This is a genomic window from Sphingobium rhizovicinum, assembly GCF_042647625.1.
In the GTDB taxonomy this organism is placed as follows: domain Bacteria; phylum Pseudomonadota; class Alphaproteobacteria; order Sphingomonadales; family Sphingomonadaceae; genus Sphingobium; species Sphingobium rhizovicinum.
The window spans coordinates 674,525-692,100 of the sequence record NZ_JBHRVU010000004.1 but is presented as its reverse complement, the minus strand read 5'-3'; the positions used below and the strand labels follow the sequence as shown (position 1 = coordinate 692,100).

Genomic DNA, 17,576 nt, shown 5'->3' with positions numbered 1-17,576 from the left:
AGGACGACAACCCAGCGTGGGTGAGAATTTCGCTTTCTTCCTGCCGATCATGATGGCCAGTTTCGGCGTCGCCTTCCTCATCGTCTGGGGCTGGGGCGCGCGCGGCGCGGGCTGGTGGAGCGGCGCTTTCTTCTCGGTCGCGGGCGGCTTTGCCGTGCCGGTCGCCTTCCAGGCGCTGCCGACCCATATCTGGGGCATCGTCGCCGACCTGCTGTTCGCCACCGGTTTCCTGCTGTTCAGCCAGGCGCTGCTCGATCGCTGGCGGCCGGGCTGGCTGCTGCGGCTGCGCTGCGCCATCTGGGGCGGATCGGTCGCGCTCTGCGCCTTCGCCGTCCTGATCGACCATGTGCCGTTGGAACTGGTGTCGTCCGATTTCGGCTGCTTCCTGCTCATTTCCCTGCCGCTGGTGGCCGCGCGCGGACAATTGCGCCGCTGGTCCGACCGCGCCTTGTATGCCGCCGCCGTCCTAGTGTCGCTCGACAATCTGGTGCGGGGCAGCAGCGTATCCTTCACCCTGCCCAGCGGCGTGCCCTTTCGCGACAGCGATTACGCCTTTTTGATGCAGGCGCTGGCCTGCATGTTCGGCCTGTTCCTCGCTTTGTCGGCGCTTGCCGCCTGCGTGCTGGACCTCATCGCCCGCTATCGCCACGACGCTCATGTCGATCCGCTGTCGGGCCTGCTCAACCGGCGCGGCTTTGACGAAGCCGTCGCGCGCCGCCATCGCCGGGGCGGCAGCCTGATCGCCTGCGACATCGATCATTTCAAGCGGGTCAATGACGAACATGGCCATGGGCTGGGCGACCGGGTGATCGTGGCGCTGGGCGACATGTTGCGCACCCTTGCCCCGGCCGACGCCGTGGCCGCGCGCTTTGGCGGAGAGGAATTCATCCTCTTCCTGCCCGGCACCGATGCCGCCGGCGCCGCCGGCATTGCCGAAGCGGTGCGCACCCATTTCGCTGAACAGGCCGCCGCCCGGCTTGGCCTGTCCCGGCCGCTCACCGCCAGTTTCGGCCTCACCACCCTGCACCGCGCCGACCCGTCGATCCATGACGCGATCGCGCGGGCCGATAGCGCCCTTTACGAAGCGAAGGAAAAGGGCCGCAACCGGGTCTGCGTCCGCCGCGCGCTGGCCATGCCCCATGCCGTGCCGGCCACCGACGATCGCCTGCGCCGCGCCTGATCAGGCCGCCGCGTCGTCCGCGCCGCGCATCCGGGTGAAGATGTTCCAAGTCGCAATGAACAGCGCCGCGATCACCGGGCCGATGATGATCCCGTTGAACCCGAACAATTCAATCCCTCCCAGCGTGGAGATCAGCACGACATAATCGGGAATTCGCGTATCGCGGCCGACCAGTATCGGGCGCAGCACATTGTCGACCATGCCGATCACCAGCACGCCGCAACCCACCAGTATGACCGCCTTCCAGATCGCGCCGGTGGCGAACAGATAGATGGCGACCGGCACCCAGATCAGCCCGGTCCCCACCGCCGGCAATAGCGAGAATGCGCCCATCAGCACGCCCCACAGCAACGCGCCCTGAATCCCCAGCCCCCAGAAGACCAGACCGCCGATCAAGCCCTGTACGATAGCGACCACGATGCTGCCCTTGATCGTGGCGCGGATCACGATGACGAACTGCTCGATCAGCGCCTGCCGCTGGCTCGGCCGCAGGGGCGCGGCGGCGGCGATGCGCTGCGACAGCATTTCCCCGTCGCGCAGCAGGAAATAGGTCAGGTACAGCATCACGCCCAGCGCCACGAGGAAGCTGAAGGCGCTCTGCCCGATCTGGAACGCCTGCGCCGCCAGCGTGCGGAAGCTGCTGGTGACGCCCTTCGTCACCATTTCCTGCGCGGCGTAGAAATTGCCGAGGCCCAGCCGCCGCAAATAAGGACGCAGCCAGTCCGGCATGCTTGCCATGGCTTCCGAAAACAGCCGGACGAAGTTGATCTCCCCCGACTGGATCTTGCCATAGAAGTACGCCGCCTCCTGCAACAGCGCGCCGCCCAGCACAAAGGCCGGGACAATCACCACCGCCAGAATCAGGAACAGGGTGATGAGCGCCGCGCCGTTGCGATGCCGGGGCATCGCCGCCAATATCCGCCGGTTGAGCGGCGCAAAGACGATGGCGGCAATCACGCCCCACAGCACTGCGGCAAAGAATGGCTCGATGACCAGCGCAAAAGCGATCGACACGACCAGCACGACGCCAAGGAAGAAACCATCCTCGATCCTGGCCGTGACGTTCAGCGGCGGCGGGGGCGGTTGGGTGTCCATGCCCGTTTCTTGGCAAAATTCGCGACCCAAATCCATCGGCTAACGATCCTCATCGGCTTTCCCCTGTCCTTTTGCCAATTCGCCCGGTAGAGAGGCCGCTTCCTTGGCGCATTTGGGACCAGCAGACATAGTGGCACGCGAAATCACCGGATTTTCCAACCCGCTGGTGAAGCGCGTCCGATCGCTGCGGGAAAAGAAATATCGCAAGGCCGAGGGGCTGTTCCTGGCCGAAGGGCTGCGCATCCTGACCGAAGCGCGCGAAGAAGGCGTGCTGCCCGAAATGCTGTTCCACGCCGGGTCCACCCATCCGCTGGCGCTGGACCTGATCGACGCGATCGAGGCGGATGGCGGCGACGTGATCGAAACCACGCCCGACATCCTGTCCAAGATCAGCGGCAAGGATAATGCGCAGGCCGTGGTCGGCGTCTATCGCGACCGACTGACCCCGCTGGCGAAGCTGGATCGCAGCAAGGCCGATATCTGGATCGTCGCGCAATCGCTGCGCGATCCGGGCAATCTTGGCACGATCCTGCGCACCGGCGACGCCGTGGGCGCAGGCGGCCTTATCCTGATCGACGATTGCGTCGATCCCTTCTCGGTCGAATCGGTGCGCGCCTCCATGGGCGCGCTCTTCACCCAGTCGATCACGCAGGCGCGCTGGGGCGAATTCATGCACTGGCTGCGCGCAGGGCCGGGCGAACTGATCGGCACCAGCCTGAAGGCGACACAGGATTATCAGGAACCCGCCTATCAAAGCCCCAGCTTCCTGCTGGTCGGCAATGAAGCGCAGGGCCTGCCCGAATCCTATGAAGCCGAATGCGACCAGCTGGTGAAGATGCCGATGCTGGGCAAGGCGGACAGCCTGAACGCCGCCGTGGCGACCGCCGTTATGGCCTATGAACTGCTGAATCAGAAACGACGAGCATAAACACCGTCATCCCAGCGACCCGAAGGGCGACCAAAGGTCAACGCTGGGATCTCCCTTTTCTTCTGGGGCGATCGGAAGAAGAGAGAGGCCAGCCTGCGCTGGCATGACGAATTTCGGGGGTGAGACTGAGGTGACACAGACGAACGGCATGGGCGAAATGTGGCGGCACAAGCGCGTGCTGGCGGCCAGCCTGATCGGCACGGCGGTCGAATTTTACGACTTCTATATCTACGCCACCGCCGCCAGCCTGATCTTCCCCTTCCTCTTTTTCCCCGCCTCCTCGCCCACGGCGCAACTGATGGCCTCCTATGGCAGTCTCGCCCTCGCCTTTTTCGCGCGGCCGGTCGGCGCAGCGGTATTCGGCCATTATGGCGACCGCATCGGGCGCAAGGCCACTCTGGTCGCTTCGCTGATGCTGATGGGCGGCTGCACGCTGCTGATCGGCTTCCTGCCCACCTATCAGATGATCGGTTACTGGGCGCCCGCCATATTGTGCCTGCTGCGTTTCGGTCAGGGCTTTGGCCTGGGCGGCGAATGGGGCGGCGCGGCGCTGCTGGCGGTGGAGAACGCCCCGCCCGGCTGGCGCGCGCGCTTCGGCATGTTCCCGCAGCTTGGCGCACCTGTCGGCTTCATCGCCGCCAACGGCCTGTTCCTGTTGCTCGGCGCCTTCCTGACCGACGACGCCTTTTTCGAATGGGGCTGGCGCCTGCCCTTCATCGGCAGCGCGGTGCTGGTGATACTGGGTCTGTGGGTGCGCCTGAAGCTCACCGAAACGCCCGAGTTCGCCGCCGCGCAAAAAGAAACCTCGCCGCCCGCCGTGCCGCTGGCAACACTCCTGTCCTCGCATCTGGGCGCGGCGATCGCCGGCACCTTCGCCTGCGCCGCCTGTTTCGCCGTCTATTATATCGCGACCGCCTTTGCCCTGGGCTATGGCACCACCGCGCTCAAGATCGACCGGGGAATCTTCCTCGCGATCCAGCTTGGCGCGATCCTCTTCATGGCTTTGAGCATCATATTGGCCGGCTGGTGGTCGGATCGCACCAGTCCCACAAACGCGCTCGCCTGGGGCTGCGCCGGAACGGCGCTGATGGGCCTCGTCTTCGGCCCGCTGATCGGCACGGCGGCGCTGCTGCCGATCTTCGTCGCGCTCAGCCTGGCGCTTTTCGTGATGGGCTTCATCTACGGGCCGCTTGGCGCCTATCTGCCCGCCCTCTTCCCGGTCCAGCTACGCTATACGGGCGCATCCTTCGCCTTCAATCTGGGTGGCATCTTGGGCGGCGCGCTGGCCCCCATCGTCGCAACCTGGCTGATCGGCGTGCAGGGCGTGGGCCTTGTCGGCCTCTATATGTCCGCCGCCGCCTTCATCAGCTTGGCCGGCCTGTGGTGGACCAGCCGGAAGGTCTGACTCAGATCGGCTTGCGCATCAACAGCATCGGCACGCCGCTGTCTTCGAACGGGCGCACCCCCTCAAAGCCAAAGCTGCGATAGAGCGGCACCCCCGCCATCGTACCCGACAGTTCGAGCGCGGCGAAACCTTCCGCCTTCGCCGCCTCTTGGCACAAGGACAGGATCAGCGTGCCCACGCCTTTGCGGACATGATCGGGGTGGGTGTACATCGCCCGCACCCGCGCCGACTCGCGCGCCGGATCGAGCAGCCGGTCGTCCCGCCCCGCGCTATGATTGCCGCCATAGGCCGTCGCCCGCCGGCTCCACCCGCCGCACCCGGCGATCGCATCGCCATCCTGGATCACGAAATAGGTGCCGTCCGCGATCAGCCGACTGTCCAGCCCCATGAAGGCATGGCTGGCCTGCACCTGACCGGGCGTCAGATAGGTGGATTGCAGCCGGTCGATGGCGAGCGTCATGATGGCGGACAGGGCCGGTTCGTCGGCCGGCGTGGCAAGGCGGTGGGTCAAGGTCATGACAATAGTCCTGCAACGGAAACGACCGGCCCCGCAAGGGACCGGCCGCCTCCGTGACATCGAAAAACAGGATCAGAACTTGAAAGCGACCTTCCCGTACCAGAAGCCGCCGTTAAAGCCGAAAGGCGACACGTCGGGATAAATGTCGCCGGTAAAGCGACCGCCCGTCGATCCATAGACCGGGCCAAGACCACCTGCGCGATTGTCATATTTATCGGGATAGTTGCTGAACAGATTCTGCACGCCCGCGCTCAGCGTGAAATTGTCGTTCACCTGATAGCTGCCTTCGAAGTCGAACACGAATTCGCTGCCAAAGCTCTGCTGGACATAGGATTCGCCGTTGACGCCCGTGCCATCGTCAAACACCTTATACTTGCCGTACCAGTTCATGCGGCCCAGCACGGAGAGTGGCCCGCTCGACCAGTTTTCAGTCAGGATCACGCGGGTCTTGGGCAGGGTATTTTGCAACTGCTGGATGCGCGTATCGCTGATGATCGGCGATCCGGTTTCGGGATCGATGCCGACGCTGATCACCTTCGTCTTGTTATAGTTGAAGGCCAGCGTGGTGTTGAACGTCCCCATGCTCGCCGTGCTGAAGCGATAGCTGCCGACCACATCGATACCCTGGGTGCGGGTGTCGAAGGCGTTGGTCAGGAACTGCACTTCGTTGACGGTCGCATAGTTGGCCAGGCCCAGCGCCTGCAATTCGGGGCGCTGATCGTCGGTGATGACGCGCGAGCCGGTGGTGCCGATGCGATCCTTCACCTTGATGTTATAATAGTCGATCGTCAGCGACGCGCCCGGCGCGGGCGTGAATACCGTACCCACCGAGAAGCTGACCGATTCTTCCGGCTTGAGCGGCACAGCGCCCAGATATTGGGCGACCGGGCTGGCGACCGGCAGCGTCATGAATTCGATCGCGTTCGGATTGCCGGGGTTGAAGGTGGTCGCGATGCTGCTGGTGTTGGTCTGGCCCGGCGTCGGCGCACGGAAGCCGGTGGCCAGCGTACCGCGAATGGCGACCACATCGGGCACGACCGCATAGCGGGCCGAAACCTTGCCGGTGGTCGAATTGCCAAAGTCGGACAGATGCTCGTAACGCCCCGCCACACCCAGCGAGAACTGCTCGGTAATGTCGCCTTCGATGTCGATGTACAGCCCCTTCGAATTGCGGCTGCTTTCGCCCGCGATCGCCGGGCCATAGCCGGGGAAGCCGTTGGCGCCGACTGGCAGGGCAACCGACAATTGGCTGCCGTCCGCATTCAGGACCGGCGTGCCGTCCTGATGGAAGACCAGATTGCCGGTGTACGGCCCGATCGCATAGGAGGCCGCGTCGCCCAGGCCCAGTTCATAGGATTCCCGGAAATATTGCCCGCCGAACGCGATGGTGACCGGGCTGGCCAGGCCGACCTCCCACGGATAGCTGAAGTCCGCGTTGAACAGGGTTTCGCGCTGCTCCAGCTTGCCGAGATAGAATTCGGTTGGCGAGGTGATGCCCAGCGACGGGTTCATCGTGCCGTCCATCGTATATTTCAGCGTCGACTGGCCATAGCTGCCCGACAGGTCGTAATTCAGGCCGAAACCGAATGTGCCCTTATAGCCGACAGTGCCCGATATATCGTCGATCTTGCCGAAGAAGATCGGCGTGAAGCCGCCCGAATAGACGCAACTCCAGTTCTGGACCAGCGGGTCGGAACAGGTCGCCACCTGCGTATAATCGCGCGTGGTGGGATCATAGCCATTGGGCGCGTAAACATTGCCGCCGGCCGATCCGGTCTGGATGCCGGGCGTGCTGTTGTCGAAGTCGGTGAAATAGTCGTTGAAAATGCCATTCTTGCCGAAATTGGCCGAGTTGACCGACTGGCGATAGTTGAAGCTTTCTTCCTGGAAGCTGTGGCCATAATTGCCGAAGAAATAGACGCTGCTGTCGTCGCCCAGATCAAAGCCGCCATTCACGAAGAAGCGATAGGATTCCATCTTGGGATTGCCATAACGCTGCGCCAGTGCGGGCACGCCGATGTCAGGCTGTTCCTGCGACAGTTCCAGCGCGCCAGGACGGGTGACGCCACGGCTGGTCTTGCCGGCATTCACATATTCGCCGCTGATGTTGATGAAACCGCTGTCGCCCAGCTTGAAGCCGCCGTTCAGCGCGACCTGATAATCCTCGCCGTCGCCGCGATAATATTGACCATAGCGGGCATAGCCCGAAATGCCGCCGGTATCGTCGCGCAGGCCCATGTTGATGACGCCCGCGATCGCGTCCGATCCATATTGCGCCGACGCGCCGTCGCGCAGCACTTCCACGCTCTTGATCGCGATTGCAGGAATCTGCGCAAGGTCAGCGGAATGCGCGCCGGCCGATTGCGCATTGGCGCCAATCTGGACGAGGGCGGAACGATGCATGCGCTTGCCATTGACCAGCACCAGCGTCTGGTCGGGCGCCAGGCCGCGCAGGTTGGGCGGGCGTACGAAGGAGGAGCCGTCGCCAATGGCGTAACGCGCGACCGAGAAGGAGGGAACCAGATTCTGGATGACCTGGTTCATGTCGGCAACGCCCTGCTTTTGCAGTTCCTCACCGGAATAGACATCGATTGGGGTCGGCGACTCTGCGACGGTGCGGTCGGTGCGTCGGGTGCCGGTAACGATGATGGTTTGGTCCGGTGCATCCGCTGCTGCCTGCGGCGCAACATCCTGCGCAAGAACAGGCATGGAATAAAGAAGCGCGACGGCAATGGCGCCGCGCGAAATCAGACCCTCATACTTCATCAAAAAAGCCCCCTATTATTCCTTATATAGAGACCTTTTCGACATCCCCTTCCGACCCGTTTACCCTGATTTGCCAAGATTGCAGGAACACTTGACCGAAATCATGGATTTCAGCCTGAAAGCATGTTGCAACATTTGGAAACACAAGGCTGACACAAATCCACTTGGGGAGAAATGGCCCTTTTTTGCAGTGCCGCAAAATCTCTTGCGCATGCGAAGCCCGGACGGTCGTCCGATTTTGTCAAATCCTTGTAACACAAAGAAAAAGGCGGCACCCCCTGGGGGCGCCGCCTGTCTCTTTTTTACAACTGTCAAGCCCGATTGGGCTATCAACCCTCGCGATTGTCGCGACGCTCGGCAATACGCGCGCGCTTGCCGGTGCGGCCGCGCAGATAGTAGAGCTTCGCACGACGCACGACGCCGCGGCGGACCACGGTGATCGAATCGATGTTGGGCGAATAGAGCGGGAACACGCGCTCCACGCCTTCGCCGAACGAAATCTTGCGCACGGTGAAGTTGGAACCCATGCCCTTGTTCGAACGGGCGATGCACACGCCTTCATAGTTCTGAACGCGGCTGCGCTCGCCTTCGATGACCTTCACGCCGACGCGCAGGGTGTCGCCGGGGCGGAAGTCGGGAATATCCTTGGCGAGGGCGGCGATGCTTTCCGCCTCGATCTGCTGGATGATGTTCATAACGTCAGTCCTTGGTCTTTTGCTGCGCACCAGAGGGCGACTGGTCCCGAACGCCGATATGACGTTCCCAAAGGTCCGGCCGCCTTAGCCGTGTATCTGCCTCCGCCTGTTGTTTCCGCCAGGCGGCGATCTTCGCATGATCCCCCGATCGCAACACTTGCGGGATCGCGCGACCCTCCCATTCCACCGGGCGGGTATAATGCGGATATTCGAGCAGCCCCGTTTCAAAGGACTCCTCGACTCCGCTGGAAGCCGCGCCCATTACACCGGGAAGCAGCCGAACACAAGCATCCAGCAGCAGCAAAGCCGCCATTTCCCCGCCCGACAATATGATGTCGCCCATGCTGACCTGTTCGATCGGGCGGGCATCAAAAATCCGCTCGTCAAACCCTTCGAACCGGCCACACAATATCGTCGCGCCCGGCCCCGCCGCCAGTTCCCGCACGCGGCCTTGCGTGATCGGCTTGCCGCGCGGCGTCATCGCCAGCACGGGCAGGTCGGGCCGCTTGTCCAGCGCATGGTCGACCGCCTGCGCCACTATGTCCGCGCGCAGCACCATGCCTGCCCCGCCGCCCGCAGGCGTATCGTCCACGGTGCGATGCCGGTCGGCGGCAAAATCGCGGATATGAATGGGGTCGCAGGACCATTTCCCGTCCGCCAGCGCCCGCCCGGCCAGCGAAACGCCCAATGGCCCGGGAAACATCTCAGGATAGAGGGTCAGTATTTGCGCGGTGAAGCTCATTTGCGTCGCCGCGCCCGCAGTCGCGCCGCCGAAAAACCACCTGCCAGGCAGATGACGCCGCACACCAGCAGGGTCAGCCCCAGCTGGATCAGCACGTCGGACCAGACATCGCGCCGCATCGCGCCGGGCAGGATGAACAGCAGCGGCATGGGCAGGACCAGCGCCACCGCCGTCACCGCCCTGATGCGCGGCGTCCATGGCACGGTGAACAACCGCCATCCCGCCGCGACAAGGAACAGCAGATAGGCGCCAAGGACGATTTGCGGAATGATGGGCATGACCGGCGCTTAGAGCGATTTCCAGTCAGATGGAACATCTGACGATCAGAAATCGCGGAAATCAAAGACCATCCATGGAAGACGCAGCGTCCAGATCAGGGCGCCTTGATCGCGATCTTGAATTCCTGAATCTGCGCCGTGGCCGTCGGCGCCAGCAGGATGGTGCCGGCCACCCGCCCCTTCTCGCACGACCAGGTGAAGCTGCCCGACAGATTGCCGGTCGCCGTGACGGGCGCGTCGGTGCGGCAGGCGCCAACCTCCCCTTTGAGCGCCGCCAGCCTCTTGCGCCAACTGTCCGCATCGCCGTCCATCAGGAAATTCATCGCCAGATGATCGCGCGCCACGCCGACCGTGCCCGCATCATAGATACGCCCGGCCGCCGCATAGCCATCGGCCAGCAGCGGCGTGACCGGCACCGTCCGGGCGATCAGCGCCCCCGCCTGCTTCAACGCCACCGCCGCGTCCCAGGCCGCCCCTGCGCCGCCATTATAGGTGCGATTGGTGAAGACGAAGATGCCCACGCCATAATCCGGCATCAACATCACATGGCTGCCATAGCCCGGATAGCCCCCGCCATGCGCCAGCGTCAGCCCCAGGTCGCAATCCTGCGCAATCCGCATCGCAAAGCCATAGGCCGCCGCCTGCTTGCACGCCGTTGCCCCGCTCTTGCCATTGCGCGCCGCCACGGTCAGGAAATTGCTGCCTTCAGCCAGCATCCGCACCGCCGACCGCGACACCGGCCCGCCATCGGCATCATCCCGCGCCGGCCAGGCCGACAGCAGGAAAGCGACCCAGCGCGCATAGTCATTGGCGCTGGTCTGTAATCCCCCCATCGCCCCGAACGCGCCATCGGCCATGTCCGGTTCGGGCGTCCACCGCCCCTCCTCCCAACGATAGCCCAGCGCCCGGCGCTCGATCGGCCACTCACCGACCGCATAGCCGCTCGACGCCATGCCCAGCGGCGTCAGCAGAGTGCGCTCCACATAGTTGCGATAGGGCATGCCACTGACATTGGCGATGATCCGCCCCAGCAGCGCATAACCGAAATTGCTATATTCATAGCGACTGCCCGGCGCGGTGCTGAACGGCACGCCCGCGGCCAGCATCTTCGTGAAATCCGCCTGCGGCAAAGGCGTCTGCCGGTCGCCCCAGGGATTGTCGTCGACAAAGCCCGCACTGTGGGTCAACAGATCGCGGATCCGAATATGCGGACTATCCTTGGTCGAATAGGTCCAGCCGCGCATTTCGGGGACGTAGGTTTCCGCCAGATCGTCCAGCGACAGCTTGCCTTCGTCGCGCAGCTTCATAATCGACACCGCCGTGAACGCCTTCGTCATGGAGGCGATGCGGAACAGGCTGTCAGCCGTCGCCGGCCGTTTCTTCACCAGATCCTGCACGCCAAAGCCCTTCGCGTGGACCAGACGCCCATTGGCGACGATGCCATAGACCAGCCCCGGCGCATGACTGTCATGCTGAAAATCGGCAAACAGCTTGTCGATGTCGGGCAGAGCGGCGGCGATCTTCTTTTCATCCGCCTGCGCGATCGCCTGACCCGGCAGGCAGAACAGGACCAATGCAGCGAGCCAGCCTTTCATGCGACCGTCCAATTCTCAATGCGCAACCCGGCCACATCGGCAAAGTCCGCTTCATTGTTGGTGACGAGTGTCAGGCCGGCGGACAGGGCATGAGCGGCGATCAGCCGGTCCAGCCGCCCCCGCCGGAATGGCAAACGGGCGTATGTCGCCGCCGCTGCCGCATCATAGGGCAGCACCGGGATCAGTTCGAACAATTGCTCGGCCTGATGCGCCCGCTGCGGCTCGCGCGACACAATGCCGCGCATGACTTCGCTATAGACGATAGCGGACGTCACCACCGTACCAACGGCGCAGCTCTGCACATGGCGCGACGGCACGCAATCAACATCCTGAAGAATATAGATCAGGATATTCGAATCGAGCAGGAAAAGCGGCTCAGTCACCCCGGAGCAGCTTCCCTTCCCAATCGAGTTCCCGCTCCTCGAACTCTCGCTCCTCCCGCGTGCGCGGCTTGAGCCAGGGCATAGACCCGGCAATGCCGGTCAGGTCGATTAGGCGCGGCGGCGCATCGACGGGCTCGAAGGTGAATTTGCCATGCTCTTCGCGCACAACCATTTCGGCGCCTTCCTCAAGGCCCAGAGCCTTGGGCAGGCGCAAAGCCAGGCTGTTGCCCGACTTGAAGACCTTGGCCCTATATTCTTCGCCCATGGCGCAGACTCCGTATATACGGAGCGTATATACTATTCCGCGAACGCCGCGTCAATCACGGCCCCATCCTCGCTCAGCGTCACCACATGCATCGGCGCCATGAAGCGTTTGCCGGGCTTGTCGTCGACGGAGGGCCGCTGCACCTCGACAATGTCGCCCGCGCCGAAATTCTCGACCGCGACGATTTCACCCAGCGCTTCGCCGGTGCTGGAGGTGCAGGGCAGGCCGATCAGGTCGGCATGATAATATTCGCCCTCGCCCAGTTCGGGCAGGGCGGAACGGGGCACGGTCAGCTCCGTGCCGCGCATGGCCTCGGCTGCGCTCCGGTCGCCAATCTCGGCGAAACGGGCGACCGCGCCATTGGGGCCGGGACGCACCGACTTCAACGTCAGCGTGCGCCCGGCCACATCGAAGCCCTTGTAGCTTTTGAGGCTTTCCACCCCGTCGCCAAAGAGCTTCAGACGGACTTCGCCCGCCACGCCATGCGCGCCGATGATGACGGCCAGAGTGACGGGCTTGTCGGTCAAGATGCTCAGCCTTCAGCCGATTCTTCGGCCGGGGCTTCAGCCGGTGCAGCGGCTTCGGCAGCAGCAGCGGCGGCCGCTTCAGCAGCTTCGGCAGCCTTGGCAGCGCGGTCTTCAGCGCGGTCCTTGGCCTTCTGGCCCGGCTCGGCCTTGTTCGGGTTGTTGCGCGCCTTGCGCTCCTTCACGCCAGCGGCGTCCAGGAAACGGGCGACGCGGTCGGTCGGCTGCGCACCAGCGGCAACCCAGTGCTTTGCGCGCTCAACGTCCAGAACGACGCGCTTTTCGTCGCCCTTGGGCAGGACGGGGTTGTAGCTGCCGATGCGCTCGATGAACTTGCCGTCACGCGGCGCGCGGCTGTCGGCCACGACGATGCGGTAATAGGGGCGCTTCTTGGAGCCGCCGCGCGACAGACGGATGGAGGTTGCCATGGAAATAGACCTTTCTAACTAACTGCTATGTTTGGGGTCGTCATCCCAGCGATAGCTGGCGCCTCTCTTCCCTTTTGGGGAAATGAAGCCCCAGCTTTCGCTGGGATGACGGGTTGCTTCACTTCTTCATGAAATTCTGAAAGCCGGGAGGCAGCTTGGGCATATTGCCGCCCAATCCACCGAGGCCGCCCAGCCCCGACAGGTCGGGCGGACCGCCCGCGCCACCGTCAGGACCGCCGAGGCCACCCAGACCGCCCATGCCACCGCCACCGGTGAACATCTTGGCCAACCCTTTCAGGCCGCCCATCTTGCGAATCTTCTTCATCGCCGTTTCCATTTCCTGATGCATTTTCAGGAGACGGTTGACGTCCTGCACGGTGCGGCCTGCGCCCTTGGCGATACGGATCTTGCGCTTGGCGTTGATCAGCGCGGGCTTTTCCCGCTCCTTGGGCGTCATCGATCCGATCATGGCGTCCAGATGGATCAGCGTCTTGTCGTTCGCACCGCTATTGGCCATCGCCGCCTGCGCCTTTTTCAGGCCCGGCAGCATGCCCGCCAGCGCGCCAAGGCCGCCCATGCGGCGCATCTGATTGAGCTGCGCACGCAGGTCGTTCATGTCGAACTGACCTTTGGCCATCTTCTTGGCCAGCTTGTCGGCTTCCTCGGCGTCGATCGTTTCGGCGGCCTTTTCGACCAGCGAAACCACATCGCCCATGCCCAGGATGCGCTGCGCAACGCGAGCCGGATGGAAAGGCTCGATCGCGTCCAGCTTTTCGCCGGTGCCCGCAAATTTGATCGGACGGCCCGTGACGGCGCGCATCGACAGCGCCGCGCCACCGCGCGCGTCGCCGTCCATACGGGTCAGCACCACGCCGGTCAGCGGCACCTGCGCCGAGAAGCTGGTTGCGACATTCACTGCGTCCTGCCCGGTCAGCGAGTCGACCACCAGCAGGATTTCGGCCGGGGTCGCCACATCGGCAACCGCCTTCATCTCGTCCATCAGCGCCTGATCGACATGCAGACGACCGGCGGTGTCGAGCATGACGACGTCGAAGCCCTGAAGCTTCGCCGCCTGCAACGCGCGCTTCGCGATGTCGACCGGCTGCTGCCCGGCGATGATCGGCAGGGTCGCGACATCCGTCTGCGTACCCAGCACCGCCAGCTGCTCCTGCGCGGCCGGGCGCTGCACGTCGAGCGACGCCATCAGCACCTTCTTGCGCTCGCGCTCCTTCAGGCGCTTGGCGATCTTGGCGGTGGAGGTGGTCTTACCCGAACCCTGCAAACCCACCATCATGATGACGGCGGGCGGGGTCACGTCGATCATCAGGTCGGACGTGTCCGAACCCAGCGTCTCGGTCAGCGTGTCGGAAACGATCTTGACGACCATCTGGCCGGGCGTGACCGACCGCAGCACATCGCTGCCCACGGCCCGCTCGGTCGCCTGATCGACGAACTGGCGCACGACCGGCAGCGCGACGTCGGCTTCCAGCAGCGCGATTCGCACCTCGCGCATCGCGGCGCGGACATCGTCCTCCGTAAGCGCACCGCGCCCACGCAGCTTGTCGAATACCCCACCGAGACGATCGCTTAGCGAATCGAACATCACCACCTCATTTGGGCCAAAAGGCCCGGAAAATCACGCACACCCATCAAACGACAAAATCGCCGGCGGGCGAAAACTCGCCGGCCAGCGTCCATCCGATGCCCCTCTTGGGCATCCTGGAGTCGTCAGGGCATCGGACGGAGACCGACCGATTGCAAGCGCGCCTTTACGGGAAAGCGACAACAAGTGCAAGCAGGCGCATCAAACGGCCTGTTGGCCGGGCGGCAGGCACCTCTCTCCTACACCCCTTCTTCCTGCTAAACCCGAAAGACACCCACAGGCAGCGGATGCAGACTGCCGGTACACACTTTCCGATAGGATCAACGCATTGTAACTTTATGTCGCTTTCTGCGAGAAATATGCGAAGTTAACAGAAGATAGAAGGGGAGCCTGAACGAGATGAGTTGGACACGCCGCAAGCCGATGGAGGCGATGACGCCGAAGGACGCGGGCCATCAAATGGCGCGCACCCTGTCCTGGCCGCATCTGCTGGCGCTGGGCGTCGGCGCGATCGTGGGCACCGGCATCCTCACCCTGATCGGCGTCGGCGCCGACCGGGCCGGCCCCGCCGTCCTGCTCTCCTTCGCCATTGCCGGCGCGATCTGCGCCTGCGCCGCGCTCGCCTATGCCGAACTCTCCACCATGATGCCGGCGGCGGGCAGCGCCTACAGCTACTCCTATGTGGTGCTGGGCGAAGGCATCGCCTGGATCGTCGGCTGGTCGCTGATCCTGGAATATAGTCTGGTCGTGTCGACCGTGGCGGTCGGCTGGTCGGGCTATGCCGCGCCGCTGCTGACGCCGCTGGGCTTTCCCGAACTGCTCACCAAGGGACCGGAACTGGGCGGCGCGATCAACCTGCCCGCCATCTTCATCATCGCCGTGGTCGCGGGCCTGCTGATGTTCGGCACGCGCGAAAGCGCGCGCCTCAACACCATCCTCGTCCTCATCAAGATCGTGACGCTCAGCCTGTTCGTCGCCTATGCCCTGCCCGCCTTCGACGCGCAGAATCTCGAACCCTTCATGCCCTTCGGCTTCGCCAAGCATATGGGACCGGATGGGGTCGAGCGCGGCGTCATGGCGGCGGCGGCCATCATCTTCTTCGCCTTTTACGGCTTCGACGCCATCTCGACCGCCGCAGAAGAGGCCAAGAACCCGGATCGCGACCTTGCCATCGGCATCGTTGGATCGCTGATCGTCTGCACGCTCATCTATGTGCTGGTGGCCGCCGCCGCGATCGGCGCCCTGCCCTTCACCCGCTTTGCCGACAGCCCGGAACCGCTGGCGCTGATCCTGCGCGAAATGGGCCAGGGCGGCATCGCCCGCATCGTCGCCATCGCCGCCGTGATCGCCCTGCCCACCGTGTTGCTGGGCTTCCTCTACGGCCAGAGCCGCATCTTTCTGGTGATGGCCCGCGACGGCTTCCTGCCGCAATCGCTGGCCCGCATTTCAAAGCGCGGCACACCCGCCCGCATCACGCTGGTCACAGCGATACTGGTGTCGATCATCGCCGGCGTCCTGCCAATCGACGAAATCGCCGCGCTGGCGAACGCCGGCACACTGATCGCCTTCACCGCCGTCGGCCTCTGCCTCCTCGTCCTGCGCAAGCGCGCGCCGGACCTCAAGCGCCCCTTCCGCACGCCTGCGGCATGGGTCGTGGGCATCGGCGCGGTCGCCGGCTGCGCCTATCTCTTCCTCAGCCTGCCGATGAAGACGATCATCGCCTGCGCCATCTGGAATGTGATTGGGTTGGGCGTGTATTTTCTTTATGGGCAGAGACGGGCGGCTGTCGCCTGAGGGGGGATCGATCATATGGCATCAGCATTTTTGTTGGCGAGCGCGCTTGCATTCGCCTCACCGACTGGAAACCCCGGCAGCTGGATGTCGGACAATGACTATCCAGCCGGCGCACTAAAACGGCGGGAAGAAGGGACAGTCGGGTTCCAGTTATTGATCGCCCCAAAAGGGCGAGTTGCTAGATGCACCGTTACGGATACCAGTGGCTCACCTGACCTTGATGCGGCAACCTGCGCCGTGATCATGGACCATTCCAAATTCAAGCCAGCGACCGACGCAACAGGTCAACCGAGCTACACCCTCTATAAAGGGCGCCTTACATGGCATCTGCCAGGTCGCTCCGGCCCATTCAGAAGCAAACAGCCCGCGCCGCCCCTGCCTACAATGGTGCTGACCGTCCAGAAATTGCCTGATGGTTCGCGTGAGAAAATGGTCTGGCTCATCGCCAGCTTTGACGCTGCCGGACAGATGACTGCGTGTGAGCCAAGCCCCAACAACCCCAAAGAGGTGAGGCTCGCAACCGTCGCCTGCACAGAGGCGAAAGCGGTGTCGACCGAGATCACGAAGGATAATGACGGCAACCCTATACCGTTAGTCCGTGGCCTCAGTGTCCTGTTCAAGGCAACGGAATAAACGCAGAATGCCTTTTCCTTCCATTCCCGACCCCGCGCTGGACGAAAATGGACAGCCAATCACGGCGTTGAGAAACTGGACTGTCGTTTTCCGAGCAGCGACAAAATAGGTCAGGCCGCCAGTGGTTTGACCGCCAGATCATCCGCATGCAGGCGCGCCATGGCCAGATCATGGCGCGTCTGCATCCGCATCAGTGTTTCAGCGTCGATGCCGAACAGCTTTTCGAAACGGATCGCCATCTCCGCCGTCAGATCCTGCCGCTGATTGAACAGACGGCTTACCGTTTGCCGGGTAACGCCCAGATGATCGGCCAGATCGCCCAGCTTCAAACCATGCGCCTCGACAATCTCCGTCCTCAGCCAGTCGCCCGGATGAACCGCCAGCGATGCATGCATCTTAAGCGCCATGATAATCCTCCAAATCCATATCGATCAGCGCGCCCTGTTCGTTCATCCGAAAGGTCAACCGCCAGTTGCGCGTCACCGTCATCGCCCATGAACCGGCCCGATCGCCGGTCAGCGGATGCAGCCCGTAATTGGGTGGCTGGGACAATATCTCAAGCGAGGTCGCCGCATCAATAAAGGCCAGCATCTTCGCCAGCCTCGCCACATCGCCGACCAGCCCCTTGGCATTGCCCGTCTCGAAAAAGCGACGCAGCCCCTTATGCGCTATGCTTTCGATCTCCATATGTAATGCGGTACGTTACACGTCGCAAAATGTCAATCGATACGTTACATTGCGCACG

At 63.4% G+C, this 17,576-nt stretch carries 19 protein-coding genes; 5 read left to right on the top strand and 14 right to left on the bottom strand.

Features of this window, described 5'->3' with window-relative positions; translation table 11 throughout:
- The first annotated feature begins 16 nt into the window (after window positions 1-16).
- Entirely contained in the window at window positions 17-1,180 is a 1,164-nt protein-coding gene (locus tag ACFOKF_RS04745) for a GGDEF domain-containing protein (protein ID WP_380793592.1), read from the top strand.
- Here the strand turns inward: ACFOKF_RS04745 and ACFOKF_RS04740 are convergent, their stop codons facing one another.
- Window positions 1,181-2,275 (bottom strand): AI-2E family transporter, encoded by a 1,095-nt coding sequence (locus ACFOKF_RS04740; protein WP_380793590.1) that lies wholly within the window; start codon window positions 2,273-2,275, stop codon window positions 1,181-1,183.
- Window positions 2,276-2,405: 130 nt separating this feature from the next.
- On the opposite strand from ACFOKF_RS04740, the gene ACFOKF_RS04735 reads away from it, so the two are divergent.
- Both ACFOKF_RS04735 and ACFOKF_RS04730 read left to right on the top strand, forming a co-directional pair.
- On the top strand, window positions 2,406-3,203 hold the full coding sequence (locus ACFOKF_RS04735; RefSeq protein ID WP_380793588.1) for a TrmH family RNA methyltransferase: 798 nt from the start codon (window positions 2,406-2,408) through the stop codon (window positions 3,201-3,203).
- A gap of 103 nt (window positions 3,204-3,306) precedes the next feature.
- Complete coding sequence (locus ACFOKF_RS04730; RefSeq protein ID WP_380793586.1) at window positions 3,307-4,608, top strand: MFS transporter; 1,302 nt, start codon at window positions 3,307-3,309, stop codon at window positions 4,606-4,608.
- 1 nt (window position 4,609) lies between these two features.
- Here ACFOKF_RS04730 and ACFOKF_RS04725 read toward each other — a convergent pair whose 3' ends face one another.
- The 11 genes from ACFOKF_RS04725 to ffh all read right to left on the bottom strand — a co-directional run bounded on the left by ACFOKF_RS04725 (window position 4,610) and on the right by ffh (window position 14,404).
- A complete protein-coding gene (locus ACFOKF_RS04725) occupies window positions 4,610-5,125 on the bottom strand; it encodes a GNAT family N-acetyltransferase (protein ID WP_380793585.1) in 516 nt (171 codons plus the stop codon).
- 72 nt (window positions 5,126-5,197) lie between these two features.
- Complete coding sequence (locus ACFOKF_RS04720; protein ID WP_380793583.1) at window positions 5,198-7,891, bottom strand: TonB-dependent receptor plug domain-containing protein; 2,694 nt, start codon at window positions 7,889-7,891, stop codon at window positions 5,198-5,200.
- Window positions 7,892-8,220: 329 nt separating this feature from the next.
- Window positions 8,221-8,586: a 50S ribosomal protein L19 gene (gene rplS / locus ACFOKF_RS04715; RefSeq protein WP_155178223.1), complete on the bottom strand. Its 366-nt coding sequence runs from the start codon at window positions 8,584-8,586 to the stop codon at window positions 8,221-8,223.
- 4 nt (window positions 8,587-8,590) lie between these two features.
- Entirely contained in the window at window positions 8,591-9,328 is a 738-nt protein-coding gene (gene trmD, locus ACFOKF_RS04710; RefSeq protein WP_380793582.1) for a tRNA (guanosine(37)-N1)-methyltransferase TrmD, read from the bottom strand.
- Entirely contained in the window at window positions 9,325-9,606 is a 282-nt protein-coding gene (locus ACFOKF_RS04705) for a hypothetical protein (RefSeq protein ID WP_380793581.1), read from the bottom strand. Before ACFOKF_RS04705 ends, trmD begins: the two co-directional genes overlap by 4 nt.
- 95 nt (window positions 9,607-9,701) lie before the next feature.
- On the bottom strand, window positions 9,702-11,201 hold the full coding sequence (locus ACFOKF_RS04700; protein WP_380793579.1) for a serine hydrolase domain-containing protein: 1,500 nt from the start codon (window positions 11,199-11,201) through the stop codon (window positions 9,702-9,704).
- Window positions 11,198-11,584 (bottom strand): type II toxin-antitoxin system VapC family toxin, encoded by a 387-nt coding sequence (locus ACFOKF_RS04695; RefSeq protein ID WP_380793578.1) that lies wholly within the window; start codon window positions 11,582-11,584, stop codon window positions 11,198-11,200. The genes ACFOKF_RS04700 and ACFOKF_RS04695 overlap by 4 nt, the downstream gene beginning before the upstream one ends.
- A complete protein-coding gene (locus ACFOKF_RS04690; protein ID WP_380793577.1) occupies window positions 11,577-11,849 on the bottom strand; it encodes an AbrB/MazE/SpoVT family DNA-binding domain-containing protein in 273 nt (90 codons plus the stop codon). The genes ACFOKF_RS04695 and ACFOKF_RS04690 overlap by 8 nt, the downstream gene beginning before the upstream one ends.
- Window positions 11,850-11,881: 32 nt before the next feature.
- On the bottom strand, window positions 11,882-12,376 hold the full coding sequence (gene rimM, locus ACFOKF_RS04685) for a ribosome maturation factor RimM (protein ID WP_380793575.1): 495 nt from the start codon (window positions 12,374-12,376) through the stop codon (window positions 11,882-11,884).
- 5 nt (window positions 12,377-12,381) lie between these two features.
- A complete protein-coding gene (gene rpsP, locus ACFOKF_RS04680; protein ID WP_380793574.1) occupies window positions 12,382-12,801 on the bottom strand; it encodes a 30S ribosomal protein S16 in 420 nt (139 codons plus the stop codon).
- Between the two features lie 118 nt (window positions 12,802-12,919).
- Window positions 12,920-14,404, bottom strand: a complete 1,485-nt coding sequence (ffh, locus tag ACFOKF_RS04675) for a signal recognition particle protein (RefSeq protein WP_380793572.1) — start codon at window positions 14,402-14,404, stop codon at window positions 12,920-12,922.
- 399 nt (window positions 14,405-14,803) lie between these two features.
- Here ffh and ACFOKF_RS04670 point away from each other — a divergent pair, with 399 nt between their 5' ends.
- Complete coding sequence (locus ACFOKF_RS04670) at window positions 14,804-16,198, top strand: amino acid permease (RefSeq protein WP_380793571.1); 1,395 nt, start codon at window positions 14,804-14,806, stop codon at window positions 16,196-16,198.
- Window positions 16,199-16,213: 15 nt separating this feature from the next.
- Entirely contained in the window at window positions 16,214-16,831 is a 618-nt protein-coding gene (locus tag ACFOKF_RS04665; RefSeq protein ID WP_380793569.1) for an energy transducer TonB, read from the top strand.
- Window positions 16,832-16,941: 110 nt separating this feature from the next.
- Here the strand turns inward: ACFOKF_RS04665 and ACFOKF_RS04660 are convergent, their stop codons facing one another.
- Together ACFOKF_RS04660 and ACFOKF_RS04655 are read right to left on the bottom strand one after the other, a co-directional pair.
- On the bottom strand, window positions 16,942-17,238 hold the full coding sequence (locus ACFOKF_RS04660) for a HigA family addiction module antitoxin (protein WP_380793567.1): 297 nt from the start codon (window positions 17,236-17,238) through the stop codon (window positions 16,942-16,944).
- Window positions 17,228-17,518 carry a type II toxin-antitoxin system RelE/ParE family toxin gene (locus tag ACFOKF_RS04655; RefSeq protein WP_380793565.1) on the bottom strand — a complete coding sequence of 97 codons (291 nt, stop codon included), beginning with the start codon at window positions 17,516-17,518 and terminating at the stop codon, window positions 17,228-17,230. Before ACFOKF_RS04655 ends, ACFOKF_RS04660 begins: the two co-directional genes overlap by 11 nt.
- Between the last annotated feature and the right edge of the window lie 58 nt (window positions 17,519-17,576).

Coding starts and splice junctions, on each gene's coding strand:
- ACFOKF_RS04740 (WP_380793590.1), bottom strand. CDS start 2,275: ATGGACACCCAACCGCCCCCGCCGCCGCTGAACGTCACGGCCAGGATC.
- ACFOKF_RS04690 (WP_380793577.1), bottom strand. CDS start 11,849: ATGGGCGAAGAATATAGGGCCAAGGTCTTCAAGTCGGGCAACAGCCTG.
- ACFOKF_RS04665 (WP_380793569.1), top strand. CDS start 16,214: ATGGCATCAGCATTTTTGTTGGCGAGCGCGCTTGCATTCGCCTCACCG.
- ACFOKF_RS04705 (WP_380793581.1), bottom strand. CDS start 9,606: ATGCCCATCATTCCGCAAATCGTCCTTGGCGCCTATCTGCTGTTCCTT.
- ACFOKF_RS04730 (WP_380793586.1), top strand. CDS start 3,307: ATGACGAATTTCGGGGGTGAGACTGAGGTGACACAGACGAACGGCATG.
- ACFOKF_RS04720 (WP_380793583.1), bottom strand. CDS start 7,891: ATGAAGTATGAGGGTCTGATTTCGCGCGGCGCCATTGCCGTCGCGCTT.
- ACFOKF_RS04655 (WP_380793565.1), bottom strand. CDS start 17,518: ATGGAGATCGAAAGCATAGCGCATAAGGGGCTGCGTCGCTTTTTCGAG.
- ACFOKF_RS04660 (WP_380793567.1), bottom strand. CDS start 17,238: ATGGCGCTTAAGATGCATGCATCGCTGGCGGTTCATCCGGGCGACTGG.
- ACFOKF_RS04670 (WP_380793571.1), top strand. CDS start 14,804: ATGAGTTGGACACGCCGCAAGCCGATGGAGGCGATGACGCCGAAGGAC.
- ACFOKF_RS04725 (WP_380793585.1), bottom strand. CDS start 5,125: ATGACCTTGACCCACCGCCTTGCCACGCCGGCCGACGAACCGGCCCTG.
- trmD (WP_380793582.1), bottom strand. CDS start 9,328: ATGAGCTTCACCGCGCAAATACTGACCCTCTATCCTGAGATGTTTCCC.
- ACFOKF_RS04700 (WP_380793579.1), bottom strand. CDS start 11,201: ATGAAAGGCTGGCTCGCTGCATTGGTCCTGTTCTGCCTGCCGGGTCAG.
- ffh (WP_380793572.1), bottom strand. CDS start 14,404: ATGTTCGATTCGCTAAGCGATCGTCTCGGTGGGGTATTCGACAAGCTG.
- rplS (WP_155178223.1), bottom strand. CDS start 8,586: ATGAACATCATCCAGCAGATCGAGGCGGAAAGCATCGCCGCCCTCGCC.
- rpsP (WP_380793574.1), bottom strand. CDS start 12,801: ATGGCAACCTCCATCCGTCTGTCGCGCGGCGGCTCCAAGAAGCGCCCC.